25 protein-coding genes and 1 tRNA gene are annotated in these 26,712 nt (G+C 33.2%); 19 read left to right on the forward strand and 7 right to left on the reverse strand.

Annotated elements, in window-relative coordinates:
- Positions 1 to 121: 121 nt before the first annotated feature.
- Positions 122 to 198: transfer RNA gene (locus JMI89_RS06910), tRNA-Asp, on the forward strand.
- A gap of 128 nt (positions 199 to 326) precedes the next feature.
- Positions 327 to 1,151 (forward strand): endonuclease, encoded by an 825-nt coding sequence (locus JMI89_RS06915; protein ID WP_220679644.1) that lies wholly within the window; start codon positions 327 to 329, stop codon positions 1,149 to 1,151.
- A gap of 418 nt (positions 1,152 to 1,569) precedes the next feature.
- On the opposite strand, the gene JMI89_RS12040 is transcribed toward JMI89_RS06915, so the two are convergent.
- Together JMI89_RS12040 and JMI89_RS06925 are read right to left on the reverse strand one after the other, a co-directional pair.
- Positions 1,570 to 1,680, reverse strand: coding sequence for a hypothetical protein (locus tag JMI89_RS12040; protein ID WP_370633716.1), 111 nt, complete (start codon positions 1,678 to 1,680; stop codon positions 1,570 to 1,572).
- Between the two features lie 17 nt (positions 1,681 to 1,697).
- Positions 1,698 to 2,048, reverse strand: a complete 351-nt coding sequence (locus tag JMI89_RS06925; RefSeq protein ID WP_220679645.1) for a helix-turn-helix transcriptional regulator — start codon at positions 2,046 to 2,048, stop codon at positions 1,698 to 1,700.
- 191 nt (positions 2,049 to 2,239) lie between these two features.
- Here JMI89_RS06925 and JMI89_RS06930 point away from each other — a divergent pair, with 191 nt between their 5' ends.
- Entirely contained in the window at positions 2,240 to 2,431 is a 192-nt protein-coding gene (locus tag JMI89_RS06930; protein WP_220679646.1) for a hypothetical protein, read from the forward strand.
- Positions 2,432 to 3,232: 801 nt separating this feature from the next.
- On the opposite strand, the gene JMI89_RS06935 is transcribed toward JMI89_RS06930, so the two are convergent.
- A complete protein-coding gene (locus tag JMI89_RS06935; protein WP_220679647.1) occupies positions 3,233 to 4,600 on the reverse strand; it encodes an L-cystine transporter in 1,368 nt (455 codons plus the stop codon).
- Between the two features lie 285 nt (positions 4,601 to 4,885).
- Between JMI89_RS06935 and JMI89_RS06940 the strand changes: the two genes are divergently transcribed.
- The 3 genes from JMI89_RS06940 to JMI89_RS06950 all read left to right on the forward strand — a co-directional run bounded on the left by JMI89_RS06940 (position 4,886) and on the right by JMI89_RS06950 (position 7,266).
- Positions 4,886 to 5,734, forward strand: a complete 849-nt coding sequence (locus JMI89_RS06940; RefSeq protein WP_220679648.1) for an ABC transporter substrate-binding protein — start codon at positions 4,886 to 4,888, stop codon at positions 5,732 to 5,734.
- Positions 5,735 to 5,815: 81 nt separating this feature from the next.
- The gene (locus JMI89_RS06945; RefSeq protein ID WP_220679649.1) at positions 5,816 to 6,556 is read left to right on the forward strand and encodes an amino acid ABC transporter permease; all 741 of its coding nucleotides are present in this window, start codon (positions 5,816 to 5,818) and stop codon (positions 6,554 to 6,556) included.
- Positions 6,556 to 7,266, forward strand: a complete 711-nt coding sequence (locus tag JMI89_RS06950; protein WP_187754799.1) for an amino acid ABC transporter permease — start codon at positions 6,556 to 6,558, stop codon at positions 7,264 to 7,266. The genes JMI89_RS06945 and JMI89_RS06950 overlap by 1 nt, the downstream gene beginning before the upstream one ends.
- Positions 7,267 to 7,898: 632 nt before the next feature.
- Here JMI89_RS06950 and JMI89_RS06955 read toward each other — a convergent pair.
- The 4 genes from JMI89_RS06955 to JMI89_RS06970 form a co-directional block, all read right to left on the reverse strand.
- Positions 7,899 to 8,330: a hypothetical protein gene (locus JMI89_RS06955; protein WP_187754800.1), complete on the reverse strand. Its 432-nt coding sequence runs from the start codon at positions 8,328 to 8,330 to the stop codon at positions 7,899 to 7,901.
- A gap of 194 nt (positions 8,331 to 8,524) precedes the next feature.
- The gene (locus tag JMI89_RS06960) at positions 8,525 to 9,367 is read right to left on the reverse strand and encodes an aldo/keto reductase (protein ID WP_187754801.1); all 843 of its coding nucleotides are present in this window, start codon (positions 9,365 to 9,367) and stop codon (positions 8,525 to 8,527) included.
- Positions 9,368 to 9,646: 279 nt separating this feature from the next.
- Positions 9,647 to 10,807, reverse strand: a complete 1,161-nt coding sequence (locus JMI89_RS06965; protein ID WP_220679650.1) for a murein transglycosylase domain-containing protein — start codon at positions 10,805 to 10,807, stop codon at positions 9,647 to 9,649.
- Between the two features lie 179 nt (positions 10,808 to 10,986).
- Positions 10,987 to 12,228, reverse strand: coding sequence for an MFS transporter (locus tag JMI89_RS06970; RefSeq protein ID WP_187754803.1), 1,242 nt, complete (start codon positions 12,226 to 12,228; stop codon positions 10,987 to 10,989).
- 330 nt (positions 12,229 to 12,558) lie between these two features.
- On the opposite strand from JMI89_RS06970, the gene JMI89_RS06975 reads away from it, so the two are divergent.
- The 13 genes from JMI89_RS06975 (at position 12,559) to rho (ending at position 26,577) form a co-directional block, all read left to right on the forward strand.
- Entirely contained in the window at positions 12,559 to 13,752 is a 1,194-nt protein-coding gene (locus JMI89_RS06975) for a sugar transporter (RefSeq protein ID WP_187754804.1), read from the forward strand.
- A 339-nt stretch (positions 13,753 to 14,091) separates the two neighbouring features.
- On the forward strand, positions 14,092 to 15,141 hold the full coding sequence (locus JMI89_RS06980; protein WP_220679651.1) for an AbrB family transcriptional regulator: 1,050 nt from the start codon (positions 14,092 to 14,094) through the stop codon (positions 15,139 to 15,141).
- Positions 15,142 to 15,358: 217 nt separating this feature from the next.
- Entirely contained in the window at positions 15,359 to 16,000 is a 642-nt protein-coding gene (locus JMI89_RS06985) for a nitroreductase family protein (protein ID WP_220679652.1), read from the forward strand.
- 11 nt (positions 16,001 to 16,011) lie between these two features.
- The gene (locus JMI89_RS06990) at positions 16,012 to 17,205 is read left to right on the forward strand and encodes an FTR1 family protein (RefSeq protein ID WP_220679653.1); all 1,194 of its coding nucleotides are present in this window, start codon (positions 16,012 to 16,014) and stop codon (positions 17,203 to 17,205) included.
- A gap of 66 nt (positions 17,206 to 17,271) precedes the next feature.
- Positions 17,272 to 17,838: an iron transporter gene (locus tag JMI89_RS06995; RefSeq protein WP_187754807.1), complete on the forward strand. Its 567-nt coding sequence runs from the start codon at positions 17,272 to 17,274 to the stop codon at positions 17,836 to 17,838.
- Between the two features lie 134 nt (positions 17,839 to 17,972).
- Positions 17,973 to 19,235, forward strand: coding sequence for a DUF2318 domain-containing protein (locus JMI89_RS07000; protein WP_220679654.1), 1,263 nt, complete (start codon positions 17,973 to 17,975; stop codon positions 19,233 to 19,235).
- Between the two features lie 12 nt (positions 19,236 to 19,247).
- Positions 19,248 to 20,534, forward strand: coding sequence for an ABC transporter permease (locus JMI89_RS07005; protein ID WP_187754809.1), 1,287 nt, complete (start codon positions 19,248 to 19,250; stop codon positions 20,532 to 20,534).
- 12 nt (positions 20,535 to 20,546) lie between these two features.
- Positions 20,547 to 21,689, forward strand: coding sequence for an FtsX-like permease family protein (locus JMI89_RS07010; protein ID WP_187754810.1), 1,143 nt, complete (start codon positions 20,547 to 20,549; stop codon positions 21,687 to 21,689).
- 99 nt (positions 21,690 to 21,788) lie between these two features.
- Entirely contained in the window at positions 21,789 to 22,454 is a 666-nt protein-coding gene (locus JMI89_RS07015) for an ABC transporter ATP-binding protein (protein ID WP_187754811.1), read from the forward strand.
- 30 nt (positions 22,455 to 22,484) lie between these two features.
- Positions 22,485 to 22,910: a DUF4418 family protein gene (locus JMI89_RS07020; RefSeq protein ID WP_220679655.1), complete on the forward strand. Its 426-nt coding sequence runs from the start codon at positions 22,485 to 22,487 to the stop codon at positions 22,908 to 22,910.
- Positions 22,911 to 22,975: 65 nt separating this feature from the next.
- Positions 22,976 to 24,199, forward strand: coding sequence for an ABC transporter permease (locus JMI89_RS07025; protein WP_220679656.1), 1,224 nt, complete (start codon positions 22,976 to 22,978; stop codon positions 24,197 to 24,199).
- Complete coding sequence (locus JMI89_RS07030; RefSeq protein WP_220679657.1) at positions 24,199 to 24,882, forward strand: ABC transporter ATP-binding protein; 684 nt, start codon at positions 24,199 to 24,201, stop codon at positions 24,880 to 24,882. Before JMI89_RS07025 ends, JMI89_RS07030 begins: the two co-directional genes overlap by 1 nt.
- A 432-nt stretch (positions 24,883 to 25,314) precedes the next feature.
- The gene (rho, locus tag JMI89_RS07035) at positions 25,315 to 26,577 is read left to right on the forward strand and encodes a transcription termination factor Rho (protein WP_187754815.1); all 1,263 of its coding nucleotides are present in this window, start codon (positions 25,315 to 25,317) and stop codon (positions 26,575 to 26,577) included.
- The last annotated feature ends 135 nt before the right edge of the window (positions 26,578 to 26,712 follow it).

Consider the following 26,712-nt stretch of genomic DNA (forward strand, 5'->3'; position numbering starts at 1 on the left):
AATTGCTACGGTAAATTTATATTGACGATTTTGATGTAAATGATTATTATGCGTCTACTTTATCAAACAGCTTGTATAAAGTATATTTTAAATTTTAATCTAAAAGTTTAAATAGTTACGCGGAGCGGTAGTTCAGTTGGTTAGAATACCTGCCTGTCACGCAGGGGGTCGCGGGTTCGAGCCCCGTCCGTTCCGCCAAAATTTAAAGTATGTTGTAATTAAGGCGCTCAATGAGGCGTCTTTTTTTATGCTGATAATTCAATAAATTTCTATTAAGATAATTAGCAAATGTCATAGGATTGACTGGTTAGGGGGAAAAGGATTTTGTGAAAAAAGTTATCTTAATGCTTGTTTTCAGCTTACCTCTTATAGTACATGCAAAAAATTGTAAGCAGGGCATTCCCTGTGGCAATTCCTGCATATCTGCAGATAAGATTTGCAAAATAGATCATGTCACGAGCCAATATTTATCTCCATCAATTAACCCAGTTCAACAAAATACATCTAACACACTAAATAAACAGAATTTTAATAATGCCAAATCCAATTTGGTAAAACTGTATAATGATAACGCCGAACAAACGACATTTTATTGTGGTTGTGAATTTAATTTAAATGATAAAAAGCACATGGTGAACTTTAATAAATGCGGTTATCAAGTACGAAAAAATCAAAATCGAGCTCAACGTATTGAATGGGAGCATGTTATGCCAGCCGAAAATTTTGGACGACATTTATCGTGTTGGCAAAATGGTGGGCGTAAAGCATGTAAAAAAGATATCTTATTTAATCAAATGGAAGGGGATATGCATAATTTGCAGCCATCCATAGGTGAGATAAATGGTGACAGATCAAATTACCGTTATTCACAATTTACGCGTGAATTTCATCAATATGGACAATGTAAATCAGCAGTTGATTTTAAACAACGTAAGTTTCAACCACGAGATGAGATACGGGGAATTATTGCACGAACCTACTTTTATATGTCTGATAAATATCAAATTAATTTATCAAAACAAGAACAACAATTGATGACAGCATGGGATAAGTTATATCCACCGATCAAATGGGAATGTGATCGAAATCGTTTGATTACCAACATTCAAGGGAATGATAATAAATTTATTACTAAACACTGTGCTAAATAATTGAAGATTAAGTTTGAATTGTTGTGTTTTATTTCAACTAACGAGTCAAATATCTTTTGTTTTCTAAGATTTTAACTTTTATCTTGATGATCAATTAATAAATACATTTTAGTTTCACAATTAAAATTGTATTAAGATAAAGGGTATCAAATTTTTATCAGAATAATATTTTGGGATACTGAGAAAAGATTACAAAACTCAATAGCTATTCCAAAAACAATTTATATAATATTTCCTCTAAATTTTCACTTGGTATTGACTGATACTATCTTTTACGTCGGCATATTCTATGTTCTACCATGGTACCGATAAGTCTAATTTCTTGGTTTAATATATTCAATTTTGTGTAATTGGGATTCAATCGAATAAGTTCAAATTGCATTCTATTTTGATTATCATACCCAGTTCACGTTATTTTTTAAAAGTTGCTTCCGCTTCGCCATACATTGCTGTGATAAACATCACCAGATGTAGGTTTCGCTGCAGGATCAATAAATACAATATCACATTCTTTAAACTCTGGTTTCATTGTGTCACTTTTTATTTTTAACGCAAATGCCTCCCTGATAATGCTAATGAAGTCATAATATAATCAAATCCTGTTGAACCTTGAAATTCCCAGATTTCTCGTAACATCGCTGCTTGCAAATAAATAATAAGAGGTATCTGATGAGATAATATTTCTACATTATTAATTTTTTTCTTTTCACTAAGTAACCACGCTATTTCACAATTAAGCGTAATCGATAGTTCATATAAATTTCTTGGTTTTTTGGTTTCAGCTGATTTTATAGCCTGATAGGATTGTTGTTTTATTAAAACTTGTTCAGCCACTTCGCGTTCTATTAAATCTAACGGTTCTCTTTTTGTCTTAATTCTTCGACTTATATTATTCATTAATGTTATCTATCCGATTTTGGAATAATTTATTTATAGTTAGAGCTGTCATTGACAAACAGTAAAAATTGTTAGAAAATGCTGTATGTATATACAGTATTTTGGCGACAAATATAATAAAATGTTATTAATAATAATTAAATCAAAGAATAGATTCTTTGTTTTATAAAAATGATAAGGATGATAGGAAAATGATGTACGAGATTACAGCGGAAGTTAAAAAAGGTATGCAATCATGGGGCAATATTAAATTACGTCGTGATTATGCAATGACCAAGGAAGATTTAATTCATACACTTGAAATAACAGAAATCGATTTTGATTGTTTAATCAAAACGGATATTTTAGTGAAAAATTTTCAATGTATTAAGCTTGGATGTTGAAAAATTAAATCAGATTAGATTTATTTATTATCAATTTGGATGACAACTTATCAAAGAGCAAGATAAGTTATTTTAAAAATATATCAAAAATTAATATAAAAAGATGTGCTAAAGATATTGATTAAACCAGCTATTAAAATGACTTCACCTTGTGTCGCGAAAACAAATCACTGACATTGATCGTAAAACACAATATACCCTTATTGATATATTAACCCCAATGGTGAAATTGGTCCTGTCATAAAGTAATGTTCAATTATAAAACAAGCAATAAGTCAGACAGACTTGAAATCATACAGTTTGAGCTGGTTGTTAATGATAACGATAATCTCATGATTGATTCAGCAATGACAAATTTAGGTAAACAAAAAACTATCAAGATCAATATCAGGTACTTAAAAGTTATTCTTTTTAAGAATATATCGCAGTAAAAAAATTATGATTGTATGCGATCTTTGATTCATTTGGCAAAATTAACGTATTCGTGTGGAGAAGCTATAAAACTTATAAAATTATGTAGAGAAAATATATATTAGCGATGCAAACAATGCTGACAGGAATTGAACTAGATTTATTTGAGAATAGGATACGAAATTGCTCTTCACAATGTCATAATGTTGAATATTTTGTTGTTTTATTTGCATAATCAAATAGTTAATTTGGTTATATACTCAGTGTCAATTTAATTCGCCAAAATGTTTATGATTAACGATCATAGACATGTCTTTTAATGTGATAGAGATTATTTTGAATTATTTATAAAAAAGCCAATATTATCTATCTTATTGGCTTAGCAATAGTTTAATTTACTTCAATTTGATTTTTATCTATTTGATTAAGTAAATGACTTGTTATGATACCTGCTGTCATGGATCCACTAACATTTAAGGCTGTTCTTCCCATATCGATAATAGGTTCAATCGATATTAAAAGCGCGACGAGTTCAATCGGTAAGCCCATCATTGGTAAAACAATTAATGCCGCATATGTAGCGCCTCCACCAACTCCAGCAACCCCGATCGAACTTATGGTTACAACTAAAACTAACATAATCATAAATGATAAATTCAATTCAATGTCTACCGTTGGGGCAATCATCATCGCTAACATTGCAGGATAAATACCAGCACAACCATTTTGCCCAATCGTGGCACCAAATGAAGCTGCAAAACTCGCAATACTTTTTGATACACCAAACCGTTTTTCTTGAGTTTGAATATTTAATGGAATCGATGCAGCACTGGAGCGGCTGGTAAAGGCAAAACTCATTATTGGTATTATTTTTTTAAAGTAACCGAAGAATGATTCACCAAATAAAGCAATTAAAAATCCGTGGATAATAAACATAATAGCTATCGCGGTATATGAAGCAATAATAAAGATTCCCAACGAAATGATACTTTTTGCGTCTGATGTGGCTGCCATTTTTGTCATCAGTGCAAAGATACCAAAAGGGGTTAATTGAATAATAATTCGCACCAATTTCATAATCCATTGTTGAATAAGATTAATGCCCGATAGTAATGTGTTACCATTTTCTGGATTATCATTGATTAGTTTTAAAGCGGCAATGCCAAGGAAAACGCTAAAAATTACTACACCCATTATTGATGTTGATCTTAGGCCAGCTAAATCTTGAAAAGGATTGCTTGGTAAAAAAGCCAGAATCATATTGGGAATATTTAATGAATCAAGTGAATTATTTTTGATATCTTGTAATTTAATTGCTCTTGTTTGTTCCAGTGAACCTAAAGCTAATCCATCAGCAGAAAGATTAAATAAATACGAAACTAATATCGCCACAATAGCTGAGATAAATGTGGTGAATAATAAAAGGCTAATGACAGAACAACTAATCTTTCCCAGTGAAGAAGCGTTATGGAGTTTGGCTACGGCACTCAGTATAGAAACAAAAATGAGTGGCATGACGACCATTTGTAAAAGTTTAACGTAGCCATTGCCAATGATATTAAACCATTCAACTGACTGATGGATAATAGTGGTATTAACGTTATGGTAGATTAATTGTAATATAATACCGAACGCTAACCCCAATATTAATGCGATAAAAACCTTACGTGATAAAGACCAATTTTTAAAATGAAGCTGAAGATAAATCAGACCACTCAATAAAAGAATAAATAAAATGATATTCAAATAGATAGCCATAGTATGTCCTGAAAAGAATTGATTGATTCAGTTTAACAAAACAATTGCTCTCATATTATGAAGAATAGGAATATTGTTATAAAGAAAGGGCATAAGTGAAGTAGTGATAAAAAAAGTGAAATCCTATGTATCGATTCGGCGATTAATAAGAATAACATCAACACGATCAATTAATCGTGACATTGTTTAATATAATAACCAGTTATAACGATGTAATTTTAAGTTATTTAGTATTTATAGTGTTCATTGTTAAACTTTAATCAAATGGTAAATGAGGGTAAAACAATGATATTTAAGCTAAAAAATTTTTTGAAAAACATAACAATAGGATTAACTTTATTAGCTAATGCTGTAGCAATAAATTATGCTTATGCCGATCGATTAGATGATATTGAAAAACGCGGTGAGATAAAAATTGCTGTCTTTGATAGTAACCCACCTTTTGGCTATATTGATGAAAAAACTAATCAAATTATTGGTCTTGATGTGGATTACGCTATGGCAATAGCTAATGCGTTGAATTTAAAACTCAAATTAGTATCAACCAATCCAGCCAATAGAATACCGCTATTAACTTCCCAGAAAGCAGATTTAATTGTTGCTAATTTTACTGTTACAGAGGAACGTTCTAAAGCAGTTGACTTTAGTGTACCGTATTTTGCGACTGGTCAAAAATTTATCGCAAAAAAAGGTGTAATAAAAACACCAGATGATATAAAAACTTTACGCATTGGAGCTGATAAAGGAACCGTTATGGAAATCACCTTACGCGAAAAATATCCAACAGCGAAAGTGATATCTTATGATGATACACCATTTGCATTTGCTGCTTTACGTAATGGGGTTGTACAAGCGATTACGCAAGATGATGCCAAATTAGTAGGATTACTGGCGAATATTCCACAAGTTCAACGCGATGAATTCGAAATTTCACCATTTAGTATTACCAAAGAGTATCAAGCCGTCGGGTTGCCAAAGGGAGAAACCCGATTAAAGGAAAAGGTTAATCAAATACTGTTAGCACTGGAACAAGATGGCGAAGCGCTAACCATTTATAATCGATGGTTTGGGCCACAGACATCATCAGCAATGCCAAGAGGTGATTTCAAAATTGGTGATGGATCACTATATTAGTAACTTAATACTGAAATTAATTTTACTAATCCTAACGGTAATGTCGCTATGGACGATATTTTCGATTAATCAGAGTCAATTATGTTTTTTCAAGAAATGTCTGAACAGTTATTAGCACCCCGTTATTTAGGCTGGTTATGGGATGGCTTTATCGTTACGATAATGATTTCTTTTTTAACCATCCTATTTTCAACTATTTTCGGTTTTTTACTGGCTATTTTAAGCCAAAGTCAGTATCGAGTTATCCGAATTTTAATCCGTTGTTATAATGGCATTTTTCGTTACTCACCATTATTACCACAATTATTCTTTTGGTACTTTGGTATAGGTAACATTTTACCGTTAGAATTTAAATTATGGTTATTTGATGAACCAGCTATTGATTTAGGGTATTTAAGAATAACCATGCCATCATTTGAATTTATTATGGGATTGACTGGCTTAACATTTTATTCCACAGCATTTATTGCTGAAGAATTTAGAGCTGGTATGCAAGGGGTAAAACAAGGTCAACTCAGTGCCGCATTTGCTTTAGGATTATCCCATTGGCAAAGTTTTCGCTTTATTATCTTACCGCAGGCATGGCAAATTTCGTTCCCTGCATTAGTTGGTCAATATATGAACATTATCAAAAATTCATCTTTGACTATGGCTATTGGGGTATTAGAACTTTCCTATGTATCACAACAAATTGAAACAGAAACTTTAAAAACGTTTCAAGATTATGCTTATACAACAATGATTTATATAATGACCATTATTATGGTAGGAACATTTGGAAATTTTTATCATCAGCGATTATTAGAAAAAGGAAAGCGATAATGGACTTGAGTAGCTTTAGTGATGGATTTATTGTCATAAAGAATAATTTAGCCTATTTTGTATGGGGGAATTATCCGGAAGGTTCCATTGGTGGCATTATATTAACACTCATCTTAAGCTTAAGTGCTATCATTATTGCTTCTGTGTTTGGAGTTATTGCCGGTATTGGTTTAACCATTTTGATCGGATGGCAACATAAATTGTTAGTATTAATACTTAGTTTTTTACGTGCTATACCTATTTTAATGTTAATTTTTTGGACTTTTTTTCTATTACCGATGATATTCAATGTGGATGTCCCTGCCATAGCAACGGTAATACTGGCTTTAGCGTTAATTGGAAGCGCTTATATTGCTTATGCTGTTTATGCTGGAATGATAACAGTCTCCGTTGAGCAATGGCAAGCAGCGTATTCTTTGGGACTTAACCGCCAACAAGTTATTCGTTATATCATTTTGCCACAGGCAATAAGAATGATGATGCCATCATTTGTCAATCAATGGGTATCATTGATTAAAGATAGTTCTTTAGCATACATTGTCAGTGTCGCTGAATTTACTTTTTTAGCCACTAAAGTGAATAATAGAAGTATGGTATATCCAACAGAGATATTTTTATTTGTCATTGTTGTCTATTTTATAATCTGTTATGCACTCAATCTTTTGGTTAGTTGTTTGACCAAACGAAAAAAACCGCTGATGTTCAACTAAATAAATTTTAATATTTTTCTGGCTATTACTATGTTAAGTGTGATTAACTTATTGATCATTTTTACTGATTGATTTTTTTATAAATGATTTAATTAAGGACTAACTATAAGTTAAGATCATTTTATAAATATGATTAATATCAAAAACCTACAAAGGTTTATTGACCCATAAATGTTTTAACAAATAAAGTGATGGTTTATAAACCATCTATTCAATAGCTGAAACTGATCTTGCCAAACTAGAAGATATTTATTGTAAGTATGTAATCAAAATAGTTAAATCTGGGGGAATCTTTTCATCGTAATAAAATTAGAGATAAGCTAATTTGACATCATAAAATGGTGGGTTATATTTTAGTGTTTATAAATATTTGGATTATGATACGTTACTAAATTAAATAGTGTAACGAATTAGCTTAGACAGAGGTTAAATACATCATCTTACCATGCTCTAAGGCTTGTATAATGTTGTACTGTTAATTATTTAACGCATGAATGGTATTTATTAATAATGCCAAGTTAGTCATATTTATACTATGACCTAACTTGATACTATCTATATCATCTGAACTGCAAAATCAACTTAATAAATGACAAGATTTATTCTACTATAAGGAATATCGTAATCGCTGATTAATCTTTATCATCACAATTAACTTTATGTTCTCGATAAATAACTTTATTATATGCAAAATCGATGTCGCGGTGTTCTATAACTTTGCCATTACGAATAAAAAACCAATATTTTTTAAATGGTTTATAGTAACCTTCATTTTTTATACCATTAATATTTGCACAAACCGAATAACCATAAATGGCTTCCTGATTTTCTGAATCCGTTACTAAATATTCTTCACGAGGCGAACTGATTGATAAATAATTAATTGATTTTGGGTTGTCAAAAAACTTTTTACCCCATTTTTTTATGATTTCAGGATAATTAGTTGGATATGAACCAAAATCAGCATGAGTAAGATCGGGTCGCCAATTAGGATCGGTTGACTTAGTGCCTGAGCAAGCTATAAGTAAACAGGCTAAAGTTGATATAGTTAAAATTTTTTTCAAATTATTTGCCCTTATTTTTATAATGACCAAAATGATAGTGTAATCATGTTGGTCGTCTTATTGTCGCCAATAGCTAATAAACGGTATACTAACTGATTTGATGTAATATTGTCTACGTAATAATTAAGATTCTAATGCTCTTTCAAATCAATAAAAAGAATCACTTTAGAAAAAGTTATAAATCATAATTAAGTTTAATGCATTTCTAATGGAATTTTATGTTTTGGAACCGGAAAGGTTTTATCCAAAATGATTAAGTCTTCAGCACTTAAAGTAATATTAAGTGATTTTATATTATCTATAACATGAGTTGTTGACGATGCTTTGGGAATTGCGACAACGTTTTCTTTTTGTAGAACCCACGCTAAAGCAATCTGTGCAGGTGAAGCTTGATATTGATTAGCCATATCAATTAGTGCTTGATGTGTTAATATTCGACCACGCTCAATTGGTGAATAAGCCATTATTGGTAGGGATTTTTTACGACTCCATGGCAGTAAATCAAATTCAATACCTCTTCGACTCAAATTATATAAGACTTGATTAGTCATAATTTGATGCTGGTCAACATAAGATTCTACTTCGAGTAAATCATCTAAATCAAAATTACTCACCCCCCAACGTTTAATTTTGCCTTGTTCAACTAAAGTTTGTAAGGCATCAAAAGTTTCGGTTAAGGGAACAGAGCCTCGCCAATGAAGCAAATACATATCTAGATAATCTGTTTGTAATCGTTTCAAGCTATTATGACATGCTTGAAGCGTTTTTTGATATGATGCATTAGACGGTAACACCTTACTGACAAGAAATATTTTATCTCGCACACCTTTAATAGCTTTACCTACAATAATTTCTGCACCACCATCAGCATACATTTCTGCCGTATCGATTAATGTTAAACCATGTTCAATACCCAGTTTTAAAGCTGAAATTTCTTGCTGTTGTTGGGATGAAGATTCTCCCATAAACCATGTTCCTTGTCCTAATGCTGGGACTTTAGTTCCATCTGGTAATAATACCCATCGTTGTATAGCCATAAATCCACCTCAGTATAATTTTCATTTACAAAGTTAACATCTCATTGTTTTATATAATATTTTAATGATGAAACTTCAATAAGGATACTGTTATATTATCCTAAATTTGTAATGAACAATTTTTTTTATGCCAAAGTGTGTCGCTAATAACGGATTCGAACCGTTTTTTAGGATATAAATTTCCAGTCATTACATAAACTCACCAATCATCATTTAAATAAATTTGAAAAGTTTCATCTGTTAATATTGTTTAGAGAGTGCGTTAAAGTCTCACATACACTAAAAATATTGTTTATTATTAATGACTTTTATTAGATAGTCGCGAGTTTCTTTGGCTTTAACTTGTGTGGTTAATATGCGATATATTTCCTTTGGTGTTTTATGATTAATCATGGCAATAGCTTGATTGCGATCTTTATTAAACGTAGCTAGAACAGTTCCTGCTCCACCGTTATAAGCACTAATCACACAATATTCATTACTCATTTGATGTTTTACGCCTTGTAAATAACGATTTTTTAAAATATCGATATAAACTGTTCCCATATGAATATTATTTTCAGGATCAAAAAGATATTCTCGATTAGGTTTGCCATTTTTTTTGTAAATAGCTTGATAAGCGTCAACTCCTGCGGTATTAGGCATAATTTGCATTAAACCCACTGCACCACTTTTACTAATCGCGTATTGGTTGAAATCACTTTCCGTTTTGATAATGGCATAAATTAGTTTTTCATCAACATGATATTTTTGAGCGTATTTTGTGACAATAGCGTGATATTTATTAGCTCGAATATTAGTGTGTTTTTTGAGCATTGGGATTTGTACATAATAAGCTGTTTTATTATTTTTTAATTGATACCTTTTAACGCCATTTTGAATTAAATAATCTGCGAATCTACTAGCGCGCCATTGCCAACGAATGGTTTGCCCCTCATGATCAACCACTTCTCCGTAAAGATAAGGTTCGCCACCTAGTTTAATGTTATTGGTATTAAATAAATCGGTGGCGTTTGGATCATTCGGCATCAGCAAAGTCATGATGATGGCATCTTTAAGATTTTTATTCAGGTTATTCGTATCAATCGTACCAATATTTATCATCCCTTTTTCATAGTCAATAATAGCGCGACTTTTATAATTATTAGTATATTTTACATACTCCTTGGCACTTGGTTCTTTAGCATCATGTTCACCCCAGGTTTTAGATACCGACTTTTTTAAATCGCTAAATGCTTTAGTTATATTTTCCAATCTTTTAATATCCTCATGGAGTAAATTAGGATTTTGAGCATATTGCCGAGCTTTTTGCTTGGCTAGTGTCCTTAAAGCGTTTTTAGAATTGGAAGAATTAACCGCCGTTTTTAAGTGTTGATATTCGTTAGCGGTACAGCTCAATTGGGTAACTATAATTAATAGAATGGCTAAAATCTTTTTCATTTAAACTAATTTAATTTTTATTATGCTTTTATTCTTAAATCGCATTATAAAACAATTGAAAACACATAAAAATAGAATTTAAATATAAAAATTAAATTAAAAAAGTGGATAAATTTAAAACGAAAGGTAATTTTAAAAAAAGTTACGCATTATCGTGCGTAACTTAATATTTGGTTGATTTATTCTAAAGTTTTACCTTTGGTTTCAGGAATTAAGAAACCAAATGCACACGCCGATATTAAATAAGCAATGGATAGTAAAGCTAATGCATAACTGATTGAGTATTGAGCCGCAAGATATCCAATTAAGACTTGAGCTATGCCGGCGACCCCTCGACCAACATTAAAGATTATATTTTCGGCACTGGAACGGGCATCAGTTGGGTAGTGTTCGGCTAGTAATGCACCATAACCACCCATCATACCATTAACAAAAAATCCTATAACAGAACCAAATATAATTAAAATAGTCATATCAGTTTGTTGGAAATAAAACCAAATTGAAATAGCTGAAATTATTAAAAATCCGATATAAGATGGACGACGACCTAATTTATCGCACAACCAACCAAAGACAATAATCCCCAATACCATACCGGTGGTAGTAGATATTGTCCAAAAAGTTGTATTTTTAAATGGCAATTCTAACTCATTAGCAATCATGGTTGGCATCCACACCATTAAACCATAGAAGCCAAAGTTTTGCACAGCACAAGCAATGGTTAATCCTATTGTTGTCAAAGACGTTCGAGGCGTTATAAATAACTTATTTAAAGCAATCTTGTTTTTTTTATCTTCTTTAAGATTTTGCCAAATTTCGGGTTCTTTTAACCCTTTGCGTGTCCAGGCAACAAATAAAGCGGGTATGACACCTACCGCAAATGCCCAGCGCCAACCGTAACTTTCACCAATATTTGTTGCTGTAAGCGTTGCTAAAACTATGCCAACCTGAAAACCTAATGCGACGATAGCGGTTGCTCGTGAACGTTTATGTTTGGGCCAGCTTTCGGAGACTAACGTCATACCAATACCAAATTCACCACCTAACCCTAAACCACTTAAAAAACGGAATATAGCAAATGTTTCATAGTTTGGGGAAATGGCACATAACCCAGTAAATAGTGAAAAAATAATAATTGTCCATGAGAAGACTTTGACTCGACCAAATTTATCAGCCATTATGCCAAAAATAATACCACCAATGACAGCACCTAATAAAGTAATGGAGTTAAGCGTTGCTGCTTCAGTTTTTGTCAAATCGAAATATTTCATAAGCATCGGTAAGCAAAAACCTAGTAACATCATATCCATACCATCTAAGGCATAGCCGACTGTTGAAGCAAATAGTGTTTTCTTTTGATAAGGTGTTGCTTGATGTTTTTGCTCAACGGATGATGTTCTCGCATTGAATTCTTTTTCCATTATAACCTCAGGCATTAAAACGTAATAATAATTGTTGCTCAATATTATCTATTAAAGTTTTATCATTTTAGCACCTTTAATGACAAAGAAAAATTAACATCATGAAATTCAAACTAAAAATAATAATTAATGTTTTATAAACCTCAGCATTTTCATGAAGCAGCGATGACTTCTAGAATTAAACTTTCAAAAATCAATAATTTTAGATAAAAGTAAATTATTTTTAAAATTCATGGTACTTAAGTATGACAGAAGGATAAATGAATGATTGGAAATCAAAAGTAAATTGATTATAATCGCCACTAACTTAATATTTTATTATTTCCTATCATGCATTTATATCCCATTATTCATCGATCAAAAGCTTGGTCAGCCATTTTATGTTTAGCTTTTGCGGCATTTATTTTTAATACTACGGAATTTGTACCAGTTGGGTTATTACCAAACATTGCTGAAAGTTTTGGTATGACTATTTCTAATACTGGATTATTAATAACCATATATGCATGGGCGGTATCGTTGTTATCGCTACCATTAACCATTCTAACAGCTAAATTTGAACGCCGCCAATTGCTTATTTTTTTATTTATTCTCTTTATCTTAAGTCATATTTTAGCTGGTTTTGCATGGGATTTTTATAGCTTGTTAGCAGGGCGAATTGGAATTGCTTGTGCACATGCTGTTTTTTGGGCGATAACCACACCATTAGCGGTAAGATTGGCACCAAATGGTAAAAAAGCCCAAGCAATGGGGTTTATCGTTGCAGGTACTTCAATGGCAACGGTTTTAGGTGTACCGCTTGGCACTATGGTCGGTCAGTTAGTAGGGTGGCGCATGACTTTTTTGTGCATTGGTATTGTTGCTTTTGCCGTAATGATAGGTCTGGTTTATTTGTTACCGCGTTTACCAAGTAACAATCTAAAATCATTGAATAGCTTACCTTCTTTGCTTGCCAGACCAGCATTAATCCATATTTATATTCTAACTGCCGTTGTTATAACGGGGCATTTTACGGTTTACACTTACATCACGCCTTTTATGCATAAAGTTGGTGGTTTTGATGATAAATTTGTGGTTTTTTTACTCTTATGTATTGGATTTTGTGGTATTTTGGGTAGTATTATTTTCGCGAAATATTCTGAAAAATACCCAGTAACGATTTTCTTTGTTACTTTATTCATGTTGATGACGAGTTTGATCTTATTTTCGCTAGTATCCCTTTATAGTTATAGTGCCATTATTATTTGTCTAATCTGGGGGACTGCTATTACTATATTTGGTATGTTAATGCAAAGTAAGGTAATTGAAGCTGCACCTGATGCAACGGATATCGCTACAGCCATTTATTCAGGAATTTATAATATTGGTATTGGTGGTGGTGCGTTAGTTGGCGGACTGGTTATTCATTATCTATCCATTAATGAGATTGGCTATTTTGCTGGAAATTTTGTCTTTATCGCTTTGTTTTTTTTCACAACATTTTCTAGAAAAATTTGGATAAGCGGACAAAAAAATGCCCAATAGTGATATTGGGCAAACATAAGGAATAGGAAAACAATGAAATTTTCATTGAGGCTGTATTATGCACTATTTTTATTGTTTTGTATGTAAGTTTAAAGAAAAGATCCGATAAAAAACGCAGATTTAATAATCAAAACTGTAAAGAAATCGTTAATTAAGGGGTTGTGGTTATTTTTATGGTTAAATAGTCAACCTTGAAGCATAAATCAAATCATTATTTTATAATTAAAAAACATGACAACAGACTAATGAAAATATTGTCATTATATAGTAACAGCGATGTTATTGATTTATGTTAATATTTTATATGTCAAAATTATTTTAACAATATTTAGTTAAATTATGAAATTACCATTTAATAAATTATTACAGTGGGTTATGGTTATCATAATAAGTATTCTTATTACTATGCCATTGTATTTGAACCAGCTACCAGCAGCCTTTTTATTAGGACCTATGCTGGCGGGGATTATATTTGGTTTAAATAATGCAACTATTGTAGTATCGAAGTCGCTATTTAATCTATCGCAAGGTGTTCTTGGATGCCTAACGGCGGAAGCAATAACGGCAAATTTATTGGTGAATCTCGTGTCTTATTGGCAATTAGCAATAATCATCACATTTTCTACGATATTCATTAGTATTATTCTCGGGATGTTAGTCTGCCGTTTTTCTTCGTTACCTGGTTCTACAGCCATTTGGGGTATAATGCCAGGTGGTGCTTCAGCTATGGTAGGTATTTGCGGTGATTACGGTGCCGATCCAAGGTTAGTAGCCTTAGTGCAGTATTTACGTGTTATCTTTGTTGTATTGATGTTAGCTTTAATTGCGCATTATTTTAGCAATGAATCAATTGTAACATCACAACCTATTGAACTCTTTCCTATCCCAAGTATCAATCTTATTTACACAATTTTAATTGCTATTGCTGGTGTTTGCATTACCAACTTTATTAAGTTTCCTTCAGGTCGTATTTTACTGCCCATGATTTTTGGCGCGATTTTACAAATTCATGGTGTGATTCAATTAGAAACACCCCAATGGTTATTAATGATATGCTCAGGAACAATTGGCTTATCTGTGGGCTTACGGTTTAATTTAACTACTATAAAATTAGCACTAAAAACGCTACCTATAATTTTATTAACAATTTTTATCATGTTAATCTTTTGCTATGGTCAAGCATATTTATTGCATTATGTCATGGATATAGATTATTTAACCTGTTTTTTAGCGACTAGCCCAGGTGGTTTAGATACATCAGTGATAATTGCTCTCGATACGCATTCGGATTTAGCAGTGATTTTGCCATTACAAATTTTACGTTTTTTTAGTGTATTAGTATTGGGACCGAGTTTAGCACGTTTTTTATCAACCAAATTACCTTTATAATTTACTTTAATATCTCTCACCAGTCACTGATAAATAAGAAAAAATTGGTTATTAAATCTTTTTAAAAGTGTTATTAACGCTGTTCAAACATAATTATTTCATTTCCAATGACATTTTAATGCTATTTAAATGATAATAGTTGTTATTCAGTATTGATAATTAATTCCAATCGCCATAATATAGGCGACAAATAATTAAAAAGAAAATTAGGTGTTACATGTTTAGGCTAATCCAAAAACTGTTCACAATTCTATTTATTTCATTAACATCTATTACAGTCGCTAAAGCTGATATTCAATTACCTACCCCACAAATGGAAAATGGTATCGGTATTTTCACTGCGCTAAAAAAACGCGCATCAACACCAGGTGGTGCATTTGGTATCGGCAATATATCTGATCAAGAATTATCAACAGTGTTATGGGCAGCAAGTGGTTTAAATCGTGGAGAGAAGGGATGGACCATACCAATTGCTTCTGGTCAACCACCTTATGTTAAGATTTATGTTGCAGGACAAAATGGTGTCTACCTTTATAACTGGCGAGGGCATTATCTTCAACAAATTAGTCAAGAAGATATCCGAAGCGATATTGCGCAACAAAGTTTTGTTAGACGTGCGGCTTATTCATTAATTTTTATTAGTGATAGTTTGGCATTAAATCAGTTTAACGATGATGAGAAAGCGCATGATTTTAGTCAAATTGCGGTTGGCGCAATGAGTCAAAATATCTATTTAACTGCTGCAGCATTAAAACTAAATGTTCGTTATATCCATTCGATAAAAAAAGAGAGTATTAGCGAAGAACTCAATTTGGTTGAGAAAGATAAACCTATTGGCATTATGTTATTAGGCAAATAGAGGGCAAATTAGTGAAACGGTTTTTAACAATCTGTATTTTATTATTGTCATGTGGTTTGGGGGTTCAATCATCCGCAGATGCTGCAACTAAAAAAAATTATGAAAGCTGGAATGCATTAGTTGATGAGATGGATATTATCTTAAATCAATCCTATGATGCCTATTTTATGAAAAATATTGATGGCGCTAAGGAATTGGTTAACAAAGCTTATTTCGGATTTTATGAGAAACATGGTATTGAGCGAGCAGTAATGTCTTATATTTCAGGGCAGCGTGGAACGGATACCGAATATCAATTTGCCAAAATTAAACGTCTTATGACGGATAATGCGCCTAATAAAGTGGTTCGAACTGAAATAGACGTTATTCTTAAAATGCTTCATGAAGATGCAAATGAGCTGGATGGCAAAGAGGATAGTGGCTGGCGTACATTCCTGGCGGCTTTAGTTATCATATTACGTGAAGGTACTGAAGCTATTCTTGTGATCGCTGCGATTACCGCTTATTTGGTTCGCTCTGGTAATCACTCTTTAGTCAGAGTAGTTTATTTAAGTTCATTAGCAGCAGTAGTTGCTAGTATCATTGCTGCCATTGCTATCCAGTATATTTTCAACATAAGTGGTGCTAATCAGGAGATGATCGAAGGGATTGCGATGTTACTTGCTACCGTAGTACTGTTCTTTGTCAGCAATTGGATGTTATCTAAAGCGGAGTCACAAGCATGGAAAAGTTATGTTGAAGATAAAGCCAAAGTAGCGGTGGCTACAGGAAGTAGCTTTGCTTTAGGTAGTGCTGCATTTTTATCGGTATTTCGTGAAGGTGCTGAAACAATTTTATTTTATCAGGCAATGATTGTGGATGCTAAAGAGCATACCTTCATGGTATTTTTAGGATTAGGCATTGGTTGCTTAATATTGGCAGCTATTTTTATGGTCATTCGATTCCGATTAATGAAATTACCGTTAAAATTATTTTTTATTGGCACCAGTGTATTAATGTATATTTTGGCAATTGTGTTTGCTGGCGGTGGTGTTAAAGAATTACAAGAGGCGGATATCATTAAAGTTACCCCTGTCAATTTTGTCAAGTCGATTGATATTTTGGGTATCTATCCAACTGTTGAAACATTGATTCCGCAAGTTGTTATGGTCTTATTTGTTGTTATTTCGATCATTTATTTCCGTTGTCGCAAGGTAAATCAATAATGCGATAGATTACATAATTAAATTTAATTGCAATTCATTGCTTAAATTACAAAAGGAGTAAAATCAATGAAAAAATTAGCTTTAGCCGTGGGTATCACATCTATTTTAGCTTTATCCCCTTTGGCTGCCAACGCTGCCGCTCCAACACCTGATGAGGTGGCTGGGTTTGAAGAATTTCCTATTGGTGATGAAGTAACAGTTGGGCCATTACATATTGCTGCTGTTTATTTTCAACCAGTGGATATGGAACCTGCCGGTATGGGGGGTTTAGCCGCTTCTAAATCAGATATGCACCTTGAAGCTGATATTTCGGCAGCTGATGGAAATGAATTGGGTTATGGTGCAGGTGATTTTGTACCTTATTTAACTGTCAAATACAAAATCCAAAAGTCCGGTAGTAATAATATTATTGAAGGTAATTTCATGCCCATGAATGCATCTGACGGTCCACACTATGGTAATAATGTAAAATTAGACGGGGCAGGTAAATATAAAATTACTTTTATTATCGAAAATCCTGAAAAACAAGGTTATTTGCTACATGTTGATAAAGAAACGGGTGTAGAAGGTCGTTTCTGGAAAAAACCTATCGAAGTATCATGGGATTTTGACTTCATCCCACGCGTTTGGTAGTTCTTTTTAATCTAAACAAGTAATAATTTACAAAACATCAAAGGTTAATAGTGAATACACTATTAACCTATTTAATTCAACTGAATTTATTAATTGTTCACTTATAATTACAATTAAGTCTAACGGACTAAGCTATGTTGCAATACCTAATTAATGTAACCGATAATACTTTTATTTCTGCTGTAATAGTTGCGTTACTCATTTCAACTCTGCGTATTGTGGGCACTCAACCGAAAAAAATCATTTGGTCAAGTTTGTTGTTAGGTTGCTTAGTTGCATTGGTATATGCAATTTTAAAACGTAATACCGGCACAGTGATCAGAGAGTATTATGACTTAGTTTTACTCTGTTCATGGGGTATTTTCATCATTCCTACAGTATTTTGCATCTGGATTTGCTATATTAAACAAAAGCGAGCCAATATGAACGCGTGGTGGCAATTATCTGTTAATTGTGGTATTACGTTACTCTTAGCGCTTGTTTTTGCATTATTTATGCCCAACCTATTGCTCTATCCATTTGCATTTGATGTCGGGATGGATTCTATTTTTAATACCGATTATCTATTTAAATGGCTAGGATATACAGCAGCTATCATCTTAATGTTATTAATAACACTGTTTATCTGTCGTATTACATATAAATTAGCAAATAAATTGGTATTAATCATAATCAGTATTGCTTTGGCTATTTTTACCATTCAGAATTTTATTACTATTGCGCAAATTATGATTGTACGCCGCATTATTGCTTATCAACAATGGTTAATGGATCTTATTATTTTTGTATTAAGCCATGGTAATTTTTTTATTTTCGTCTTTATTTGTATCAGTTTATTATTAACTTTGATGCTTTATATAAAGAGTAAAACTACACCATTGAATGGACAAAATCCTGCCCAAATTCGAAAAATAAAAGCAAATATTCGCCAAGATCGGCGCAAAGTTTTGATGATTATGGCAGCAACGGCGATTACAGCTTTTACAGTAACTCGTTTACGCTACTTATATGAAAAAGGAGTTGAAATTTCTCCTGCTGAGCCTATAGGGTTAAATAGCAATGGTTTACTTGTTATTCCGTTAACAAAAGTCAATGATAGTAAGTTGCACCGTTTTGGATATACAACGCAGGACGGCACTATTGTCCGTTTTATTATTATTAAGAAAAGTGAAAATGCTTATGGTGTTGGTTTAGATGCTTGTGATATTTGTGGGGCAAGCGGATATTATCAACGTGGTGATCAAGTGGTTTGTAGCTTATGTGATGTGGTAATGAACATAGCAACTATTGGTTTCCCTGGTGGTTGTAATCCTGTGCCACTAAAGTTCCAAGTAAACGACGGTAATATAGTTATAAAACCAAAATATCTGGAAGCCGAAAAAAATCGGTTTAAATAGGTCTGGATTATTATGTTTGGCAAAATGTTATTAAGGGTTTTGACCCGACAAAAGAAAAAATCATTGTTGATTGTTCTGACAGTAGCATTAGGAGTATCGCTAGCAACGTCAATGCTTAATGTGATGTTTGATGTTGGTGATAAAGTTAATCAAGAGTTGAAAGCTTATGGTGCAAATTTAAATATTGTTCCTAAAGGCGCTTCTTTTGTTAGCGATATGTATCAAATTGATGATAACAATCAAGCTACACCATCACAATTCATTCAAGAAGATGAGCTTGTTAAAATCAAAATGATATTTTGGGCTTATAACATTGTTGATTTCGCTCCTTATTTGAGTGTTACGGCCAATATTGATGATAAACCAGTCAAAATTGTTGGTACATGGTTTGATAAACATTTAATCATTCCTACTGGTGATGAAATCGATACCGGCATGTTAGCTATGAAATCATGGTGGCAAATTGATGGTTCTAAAATGGTAGATGATAATTTGCATGGGGCGATGATGGGGGAAACTCTCGCCAAAAAATTAAATCTGAAAATCGGTGATGAATTTACAATTGTTGCGCCAAAAACGCAGCAAATAATCACTTTAACCGTCAATAATATTTTCCATAGTGGCGGTATTGAAGACAGTGAAATCTATGTATCATTACCCATAGCTCAAAAACTAGCAGATAAAGTGGGGTTAGTTGAACGTATTGAAGTGAGTGCCCTCACAACGCCAGAAAATGAACTTGCCCGCCGCGCCGCGCAAGATCCAAATAGTTTATCGCGTAATGAATGGGATGTTTGGTATTGTACAGCTTATATCAGTTCAATTGCTTATCAATTAGAAGAAGTCATGCCTAGTGTTCGAGTAAAAGCGATTATGCAAGTTGCCGAGTCAGAAGGTGCGATCTTACAAAAGACGCAATTATTAATGATTCTATTAACCATACTCTCTCTAGTCTGTTCAGCTTTAGCAATATCTAATTTAGTTACCGCAAATGTGATAGAACGTAGTGCAGAAATTGGATTATTGAAGGCTTTGGGTGCCAGTAATTCTGCAGTTGCGATGTTAATTATTTGTGAGATTTTGATAATTGGTTTCATTGGTGGCGTTATTGGTTATTTTATAGGTGTTGGTTTTGCGCAAATCATTGGCTATACAGTATTTGGTTCCACGATAGAACCGAAAATATTGATTATTCCACTAGTAGGCTTGATGGTTCTATTTATTACATTGTTGGGCAGTGTTCCAGCTTTGAGGATGATGATTTTTTTAAAACCTATTGATGTTTTACACGGTCGATAAAGGTATTTGGCTATGCTTAATAAAAATAGACTATTTATAACCAAAACGTTACTAAGTTCTTTAATACGACGACGTTCACGTATTTTAGTCGCGTTATTAGGAACAGCAATAGGCGCAACGGTTCTATTCGGGATGGTGACACTTTGTTATGATATTCCACGTCAAATGGGTAAAGCGTTTCGTTCCTACGGTGCAAATATTATTTTCATGCCAGCCGGTAGTCATGCTACTATCGATCTTAACCTCGTTAATGCTGCAACGGATTTGATTCCATCTACACAGCGAATCGGTGTCACACCGTTTCGTTATTTAGCGGTGCGTAGTAATGTCGTGCCTTATACTTTGGTGGGAACAGATTTTCAGCAAATTACTAAAACGAGCCCATATTGGTTAATTGAAGGTCAATTTCCATCACAAGATAATGAAATTATGATCGGTATAGATGTCGCTAACTATGCGCATTTATCAATTGGTGACATAATGCCAATTGCTGGTAAGTCTAGACAAAATGATAATTTCGACCAAATATTCAAAATTGTGGGGATTGTTAAGACAGGGAAAACGGAAGATAGCTTTATTTTTGTGAACTTTACTAAATTGGAAAGTTTATTACAAGAGCAAAATCAGGCTGAAGTCATTGAATTAAGTATTAGTGCCCCTAAAGAAGAACTTCAAAATTATATAGCTAAAGTGAAACTGAATTTTCCTAGCATTGAACCTCATCTTATCAAATGGGTAACACAATCAGAAACCCAGGTGTTAGGAAAATTATCGTCATTACTCTATTTGGTTACATCTGTGGTGCTAATTTTAACGATGATCTGTGTTGCGACAACTATGATGACAGTGGTGATTGAGCGTCGTAAAGAAATTGGTTTGAAAAAGGCACTCGGTGCTGAAAATCGCCGTATTGCTAAAGAATTTCTTGCTGAAAGTCTTTTTTTAGGTTTTATCGGTGGTTTGATAGGTTCATTATTTGGATTATTATTTGCACAAGTAATAAGTCGGGAAGTCTTTGGTAGTTCGATTGTATTTGAATTTTATCTTATTCCATTTACGATATTAATTTCGATGCTTGTTACGGTTGTTGCATGCTTAATGCCAGTTAAGCAAGCAGTAGAAGTTGAGCCGGCTTTAGTATTACGGGGTGAATAAACATCAAGAGTGAGTGATAATTGTCTGTGCTTACCTGCAATTATATTTAACTTATCTTATCTAGGTAGTAGAATATAACTAAAAAAAGAGTATAAAAAAATGAATATACTTGAAGTGAATAATGTATCAAAAAATTATGGTTCGTTATATGCATTAGCTGATATCAATATGACGGTAGGTGATGGCAAGTGGTTGTCAATCATGGGACCTTCAGGTAGTGGTAAAAGTACACTCATGAATATTATTGGATGTATGGATAAACCAACCAGTGGTTCGGTTATTCTTGATGGACAAGATATTACTCAACTTTCATTAACGGATTTAACGGTTATTCGGCGTGATAAGATTGGCTTGATATTTCAACAATTTCATCTTGTTCCCTATCTTACCGCTTTAGAAAATGTCATGTTAGCACAGTATTATCATAGTATGGTTGACGAAAAAGAAGCCCTTAATGCCTTAGAAAGAGTAGGACTGCATGCAAGGGCAAAACATTTACCTCGACAGTTATCGGGTGGTGAGCAGCAGCGCGTTTGTATTGCGCGGGCATTAATTAATTATCCAAAATTAATTTTGGCCGATGAACCAACAGGGAATCTGGATGAAGCAAATGAATCATTAGTGATGAATTTATTGCACCAATTACATCAAGAAGGTAGCTCTATCATTGTTGTCACACATTCGCCTGAAGTTGCTAAACATGCTGAAACTACGGTGGTATTGGAGCATGGAAAGATTGCACAAATTATTGATAATCTTAAATAAGATATCAATCATAAAGTTAGGAATAAAATAATGAATCGATTTCTTAGTTCGGCTTTTGTAATTTTAATAGGATTACTGGTAATATTGGTTCCAACCTATATTTTACCAGTATGTCCTCCAACAGAAATTATGGCTAATAGTCATGATCATCATATTACTTATAAATTTATGAAATGTCATTGGACATCGCAAGCAGAAATTGGGATAGGAACGGCAATGGTGGTAATCGGTTTGATTATACTATTAATCAAATCGACATTAATTCGTTTGGGATTAAATATATCATTGCTTGTGATTGCTATGTTTGTTGCAGCAGTGCCAACAGTACTAATTGGCGTTTGTCCCAGTGAAATGATGGCATGTCATATTGGTACATTACCTGCTTTATTACTTTTAAGTGGCATACTTTTTATTGGTATACTTGTCAATATATTCTATTTAAAACGACTCAGTTAAATAATTTTTTTCATTTTAATTTTATTATTTTAAAAATAATGTCGATAAAATCGGAATAGAACTTTATGCATATAATGCCTCAGATTAAACCCATAACCATTTATTGCTTGGCTTGGCGTAATTTAGCCCAGAAACCGTTTAGAACGACATGTTTAATCATTATGACATTACTTTTTTCAGCTAGCTTATTTGGTGGCAGTATCTTAACTAAAAATTTAAATGATGGCATTGCTGGGATGGCAAATCGGTTAGGTGCAGATATATTAATTGTGCCTTATGGTTATGAAAAAGAGTTAGAAGTAGCTTTATTACGTGGTGAACCAAGTACTTTTTATTTAAAAGCCGATTTAGCCCAAAAAATCGAAAAAATTAAGGGAATTAGTGCTGTATCATCACAGTTATTTATAGCCTCATTAAGTGCTGGTTGTTGTACCTCAAAACTACAGTTAATTGGCTTTGAACAATCGACGGATTTTGTAATCTCACCGTGGATGAAACAACAATTAACGGCTCGTTTACACGACAATGAAGTGGTCGTTGGTTCTAAAATTCTGGCTGATGTTGGTGATGAAATAACCTTTTTTAATCATCGTTTTCGCGTTGCTGCAAAAATGGACAGTACCGGAATGGGGTTTGATACGTCTGTCTTTATGACTATGGATGCAGCGTATAATTTAATGAAAACGGCCGACCTTCTTAGTGGTGATGTTGATCATATTAGGAATTATGTATCATCTATTTTTATCCGCGTGGATCATGATTATCAACCAAAAGCAATTGTTAATCAGATTATGCAAAAGTATGCTGTTGAATATAATTTAGATTTTGTGATGACTAAAGTAATGATTAGCGATATCTATAAATGGTTAAACAGCTTCTCGGTTATTGTGTACACTTTAGCAGCTATCTTTTGGTTATTGGCAATAGTCGTTATTTTTATTGTATATTCTTCAACGATTAATGAACGTAAACGAGAAGTAGGTATTTTAAGGATCCTCGGTGCTTCGCGTAGCATGCTGGTAAAAATGTTATTTATTGAGTCGTTTATCATTAGTGTAATTGGCGCAATAATAGGTATCATATTCGCTACTATAGTGTTATGTGCATTTAGTATGCTGATTTGTCAATCCCTGGGATTACCTTGTATAAATGCTAGCTTTAGTAGTGCGATAACCTATGGTCTGATAGTGTTCATACTAACGTTAATTATTGCACCTTTAGCTAGTAGTTATTCAGTATTATCCATTACAAGAACTGACAGTTATCAGGCATATAGAGAGGGTGAATAATGTTATTGGAAGTGAAAAATATTCGCAAGCAATATCAGCGCCAAACACTTTTTTGTGCGGTAGATAATGTTTCATTTTCCTTACAACAGCGTGATTATGCTTGTATTATGGGGCGTTCAGGCAGTGGTAAAACCACATTACTTAATATTATTGCTGGCATTTCTACGCCGACACAAGGACGAATAATTATCGATAATACCGATATTGCACCATTTGATGATGAACAAGCTTCACAATTTCGTAATCAAACGATTGGTTATGTTCCGCAAGGGAGCAGTTTGCTAACCAATTTAACCGCAATGGAAAATATTTGTTTACCTTATTATCTTTATTCTAAAAATAAACAGCCAGATAATATTGAATGTTGTAATAAACGCGCTCAGCAATTAATGCAAATGGCTGAAATTAGCCATTTAAGTGAAATATATCCTAACCAGATGTCAGGTGGTGAAATGCGACGGATTGCTATTGTCCGGGCTTTAATCTGTTCTCCAAAATTATTACTAGCGGATGAACCGACTAACGATTTAGATGATGAAAGTTCGCGGCAAATTATGCAGTTGTTTTCTGGTTTACATTCTCAGGGCACTACAATTTTATTGGTCACTCATGATCATGAGGTTGCTAATTATGCTAGCAAGCATTTTAAAATGGAAGCGGGTAAACTAACTGATTATTCTTGAACATCATTTATTAAAATAAATAGAAATTTAGCGCCCTAATTGATTCGCAATAGCAAAAATGCAACCAAAATAATTATTCCTAATTTATGTTCGATTTATTACAGATTTGTAATAAATGTTTATTTTTTAAAGATTCTTCGCAAAATTTAATGATTAATAATAGACATTTGTAGCACTATAGTATATATTACGAGGGTCTTAATCTAGACTTGTCTGCAATCCTTCCACTTATGTCGATTACTATTTATATCAAGCATCGTGGAAGTGTACAATAATATAATTATTTTAAAGCTCATTTTAACATACATTATTTTGAGTTTCTTTATATTGTAGAAAAGAGATGACATGATAAATCTATAGGCTATTTAAACAATTTAAATACATATAACTGAACGACATATCGAACATATCCTCAATAATCTTAAAAAACTTATGAATTTAACTGAATTAAAAACAAAACCAGTATCTGAGCTTATCGCTCTTGGTGAAAAAACAATGGGGCTTGAAAATTTAGCCCGCTTACGCAAACAAGATATTATTTTTGCAATTTTAAAACAACACGCTAAAAGTGGTGAAGACATCTTTGGTGACGGTGTTATCGAAATTTTGCAAGATGGCTTTGGTTTCTTACGTTCTGCTGATAGTTCGTATTTAGCTGGACCTGATGATATTTATGTATCACCGAGCCAAATTCGACGTTTTAACTTACGTACTGGCGATACGATTTCCGGTAAAATACGTCCTCCGAAAGAGGGGGAACGTTATTTTGCCCTCCTAAAAGTTAATGAAGTCAATCACGATAAACCAGAAGATGCTCGTAATAAAATTCTCTTTGAAAATTTAACACCATTGCATGCCAATTCACGATTGCGTATGGAACGTGGTAATGGATCAACTGAAGATATTACCGCACGAGTTCTTGATTTGGCCGCACCTATTGGTAAGGGACAACGTGGTTTAATTGTTGCTCCGCCAAAAGCAGGTAAGACAATGTTATTACAAAACATTGCTCAAAGTTTAGCAATGAATTATCCGGAATGTGAATTAATGGTATTGTTAATAGACGAACGCCCGGAAGAAGTAACAGAAATGCAACGTTTGGTAAAAGGTGAAGTGGTTGCATCAACATTTGATGAACCGGCTGCTCGTCATGTACAAGTGGCTGAAATGGTTATAGAGCGTGCTAAACGTTTAGTTGAACATAAAAAAGATGTCATTATTTTATTAGATTCAATTACTCGCTTAGCGCGAGCCTATAATACCGTTGTACCATCATCAGGTAAAGTATTAACCGGTGGGGTGGATGCTAATGCGTTACATCGTCCTAAGCGGTTTTTTGGTGCCGCACGTAATGTTGAAGAGGGTGGTAGTTTAACAATTATTGCTACGGCATTAGTCGATACTGGATCAAAAATGGATGAAGTAATTTATGAAGAGTTCAAAGGAACGGGTAACATGGAGCTTCATTTGTCGCGTAAAATTGCTGAACGCCGTGTATTTCCAGCTATTGATTTTAACCGTTCTGGTACACGTAAAGAAGAGTTAATGACATCACCGGATGAATTACAAAAAATGTGGATCCTTCGAAAAATCCTTAACCCAATGGGGGAAGTTGATGCAATGGAATTCCTGATTGATAAATTATCGATGACGAAAACAAACGAAGATTTCTTCGACATGATGAAACGGTCGTAAGCATTAATTCGTCATTCGTTTGAAAATGAATGATTTTATTGTTTAATCTTTAAAGCCGCCATATTCATGACGGCTTTTTTAGTTTAATAATTTGTGGTTTAATATCTGAAGGATTTATTGCGCTTTTAGGCAAAT

The organism is Frischella sp. Ac48 (assembly GCF_019641635.1).
Lineage (GTDB): Bacteria > Pseudomonadota > Gammaproteobacteria > Enterobacterales > Orbaceae > Frischella > Frischella japonica.

Coding starts and splice junctions, on each gene's coding strand:
- JMI89_RS12040 (WP_370633716.1), bottom strand. CDS start 1,680: ATGAAACCAGAGTTTAAAGAATGTGATATTGTATTTATTGATCCTGCA.
- JMI89_RS06925 (WP_220679645.1), bottom strand. CDS start 2,048: ATGAATAATATAAGTCGAAGAATTAAGACAAAAAGAGAACCGTTAGAT.
- JMI89_RS06930 (WP_220679646.1), top strand. CDS start 2,240: ATGATGTACGAGATTACAGCGGAAGTTAAAAAAGGTATGCAATCATGG.
- JMI89_RS06935 (WP_220679647.1), bottom strand. CDS start 4,600: ATGGCTATCTATTTGAATATCATTTTATTTATTCTTTTATTGAGTGGT.
- JMI89_RS06940 (WP_220679648.1), top strand. CDS start 4,886: ATGATATTTAAGCTAAAAAATTTTTTGAAAAACATAACAATAGGATTA.
- JMI89_RS06945 (WP_220679649.1), top strand. CDS start 5,816: ATGTTTTTTCAAGAAATGTCTGAACAGTTATTAGCACCCCGTTATTTA.
- JMI89_RS06950 (WP_187754799.1), top strand. CDS start 6,556: ATGGACTTGAGTAGCTTTAGTGATGGATTTATTGTCATAAAGAATAAT.
- JMI89_RS06960 (WP_187754801.1), bottom strand. CDS start 9,367: ATGGCTATACAACGATGGGTATTATTACCAGATGGAACTAAAGTCCCA.
- JMI89_RS06965 (WP_220679650.1), bottom strand. CDS start 10,807: ATGAAAAAGATTTTAGCCATTCTATTAATTATAGTTACCCAATTGAGC.
- JMI89_RS06970 (WP_187754803.1), bottom strand. CDS start 12,228: ATGGAAAAAGAATTCAATGCGAGAACATCATCCGTTGAGCAAAAACAT.
- JMI89_RS06975 (WP_187754804.1), top strand. CDS start 12,559: ATGCATTTATATCCCATTATTCATCGATCAAAAGCTTGGTCAGCCATT.
- JMI89_RS06980 (WP_220679651.1), top strand. CDS start 14,092: ATGAAATTACCATTTAATAAATTATTACAGTGGGTTATGGTTATCATA.
- JMI89_RS06985 (WP_220679652.1), top strand. CDS start 15,359: ATGTTTAGGCTAATCCAAAAACTGTTCACAATTCTATTTATTTCATTA.
- JMI89_RS06995 (WP_187754807.1), top strand. CDS start 17,272: ATGAAAAAATTAGCTTTAGCCGTGGGTATCACATCTATTTTAGCTTTA.
- JMI89_RS07000 (WP_220679654.1), top strand. CDS start 17,973: ATGTTGCAATACCTAATTAATGTAACCGATAATACTTTTATTTCTGCT.
- JMI89_RS07005 (WP_187754809.1), top strand. CDS start 19,248: ATGTTTGGCAAAATGTTATTAAGGGTTTTGACCCGACAAAAGAAAAAA.
- JMI89_RS07010 (WP_187754810.1), top strand. CDS start 20,547: ATGCTTAATAAAAATAGACTATTTATAACCAAAACGTTACTAAGTTCT.
- JMI89_RS07015 (WP_187754811.1), top strand. CDS start 21,789: ATGAATATACTTGAAGTGAATAATGTATCAAAAAATTATGGTTCGTTA.
- JMI89_RS07020 (WP_220679655.1), top strand. CDS start 22,485: ATGAATCGATTTCTTAGTTCGGCTTTTGTAATTTTAATAGGATTACTG.
- JMI89_RS07025 (WP_220679656.1), top strand. CDS start 22,976: ATGCATATAATGCCTCAGATTAAACCCATAACCATTTATTGCTTGGCT.
- JMI89_RS07030 (WP_220679657.1), top strand. CDS start 24,199: ATGTTATTGGAAGTGAAAAATATTCGCAAGCAATATCAGCGCCAAACA.
- rho (WP_187754815.1), top strand. CDS start 25,315: ATGAATTTAACTGAATTAAAAACAAAACCAGTATCTGAGCTTATCGCT.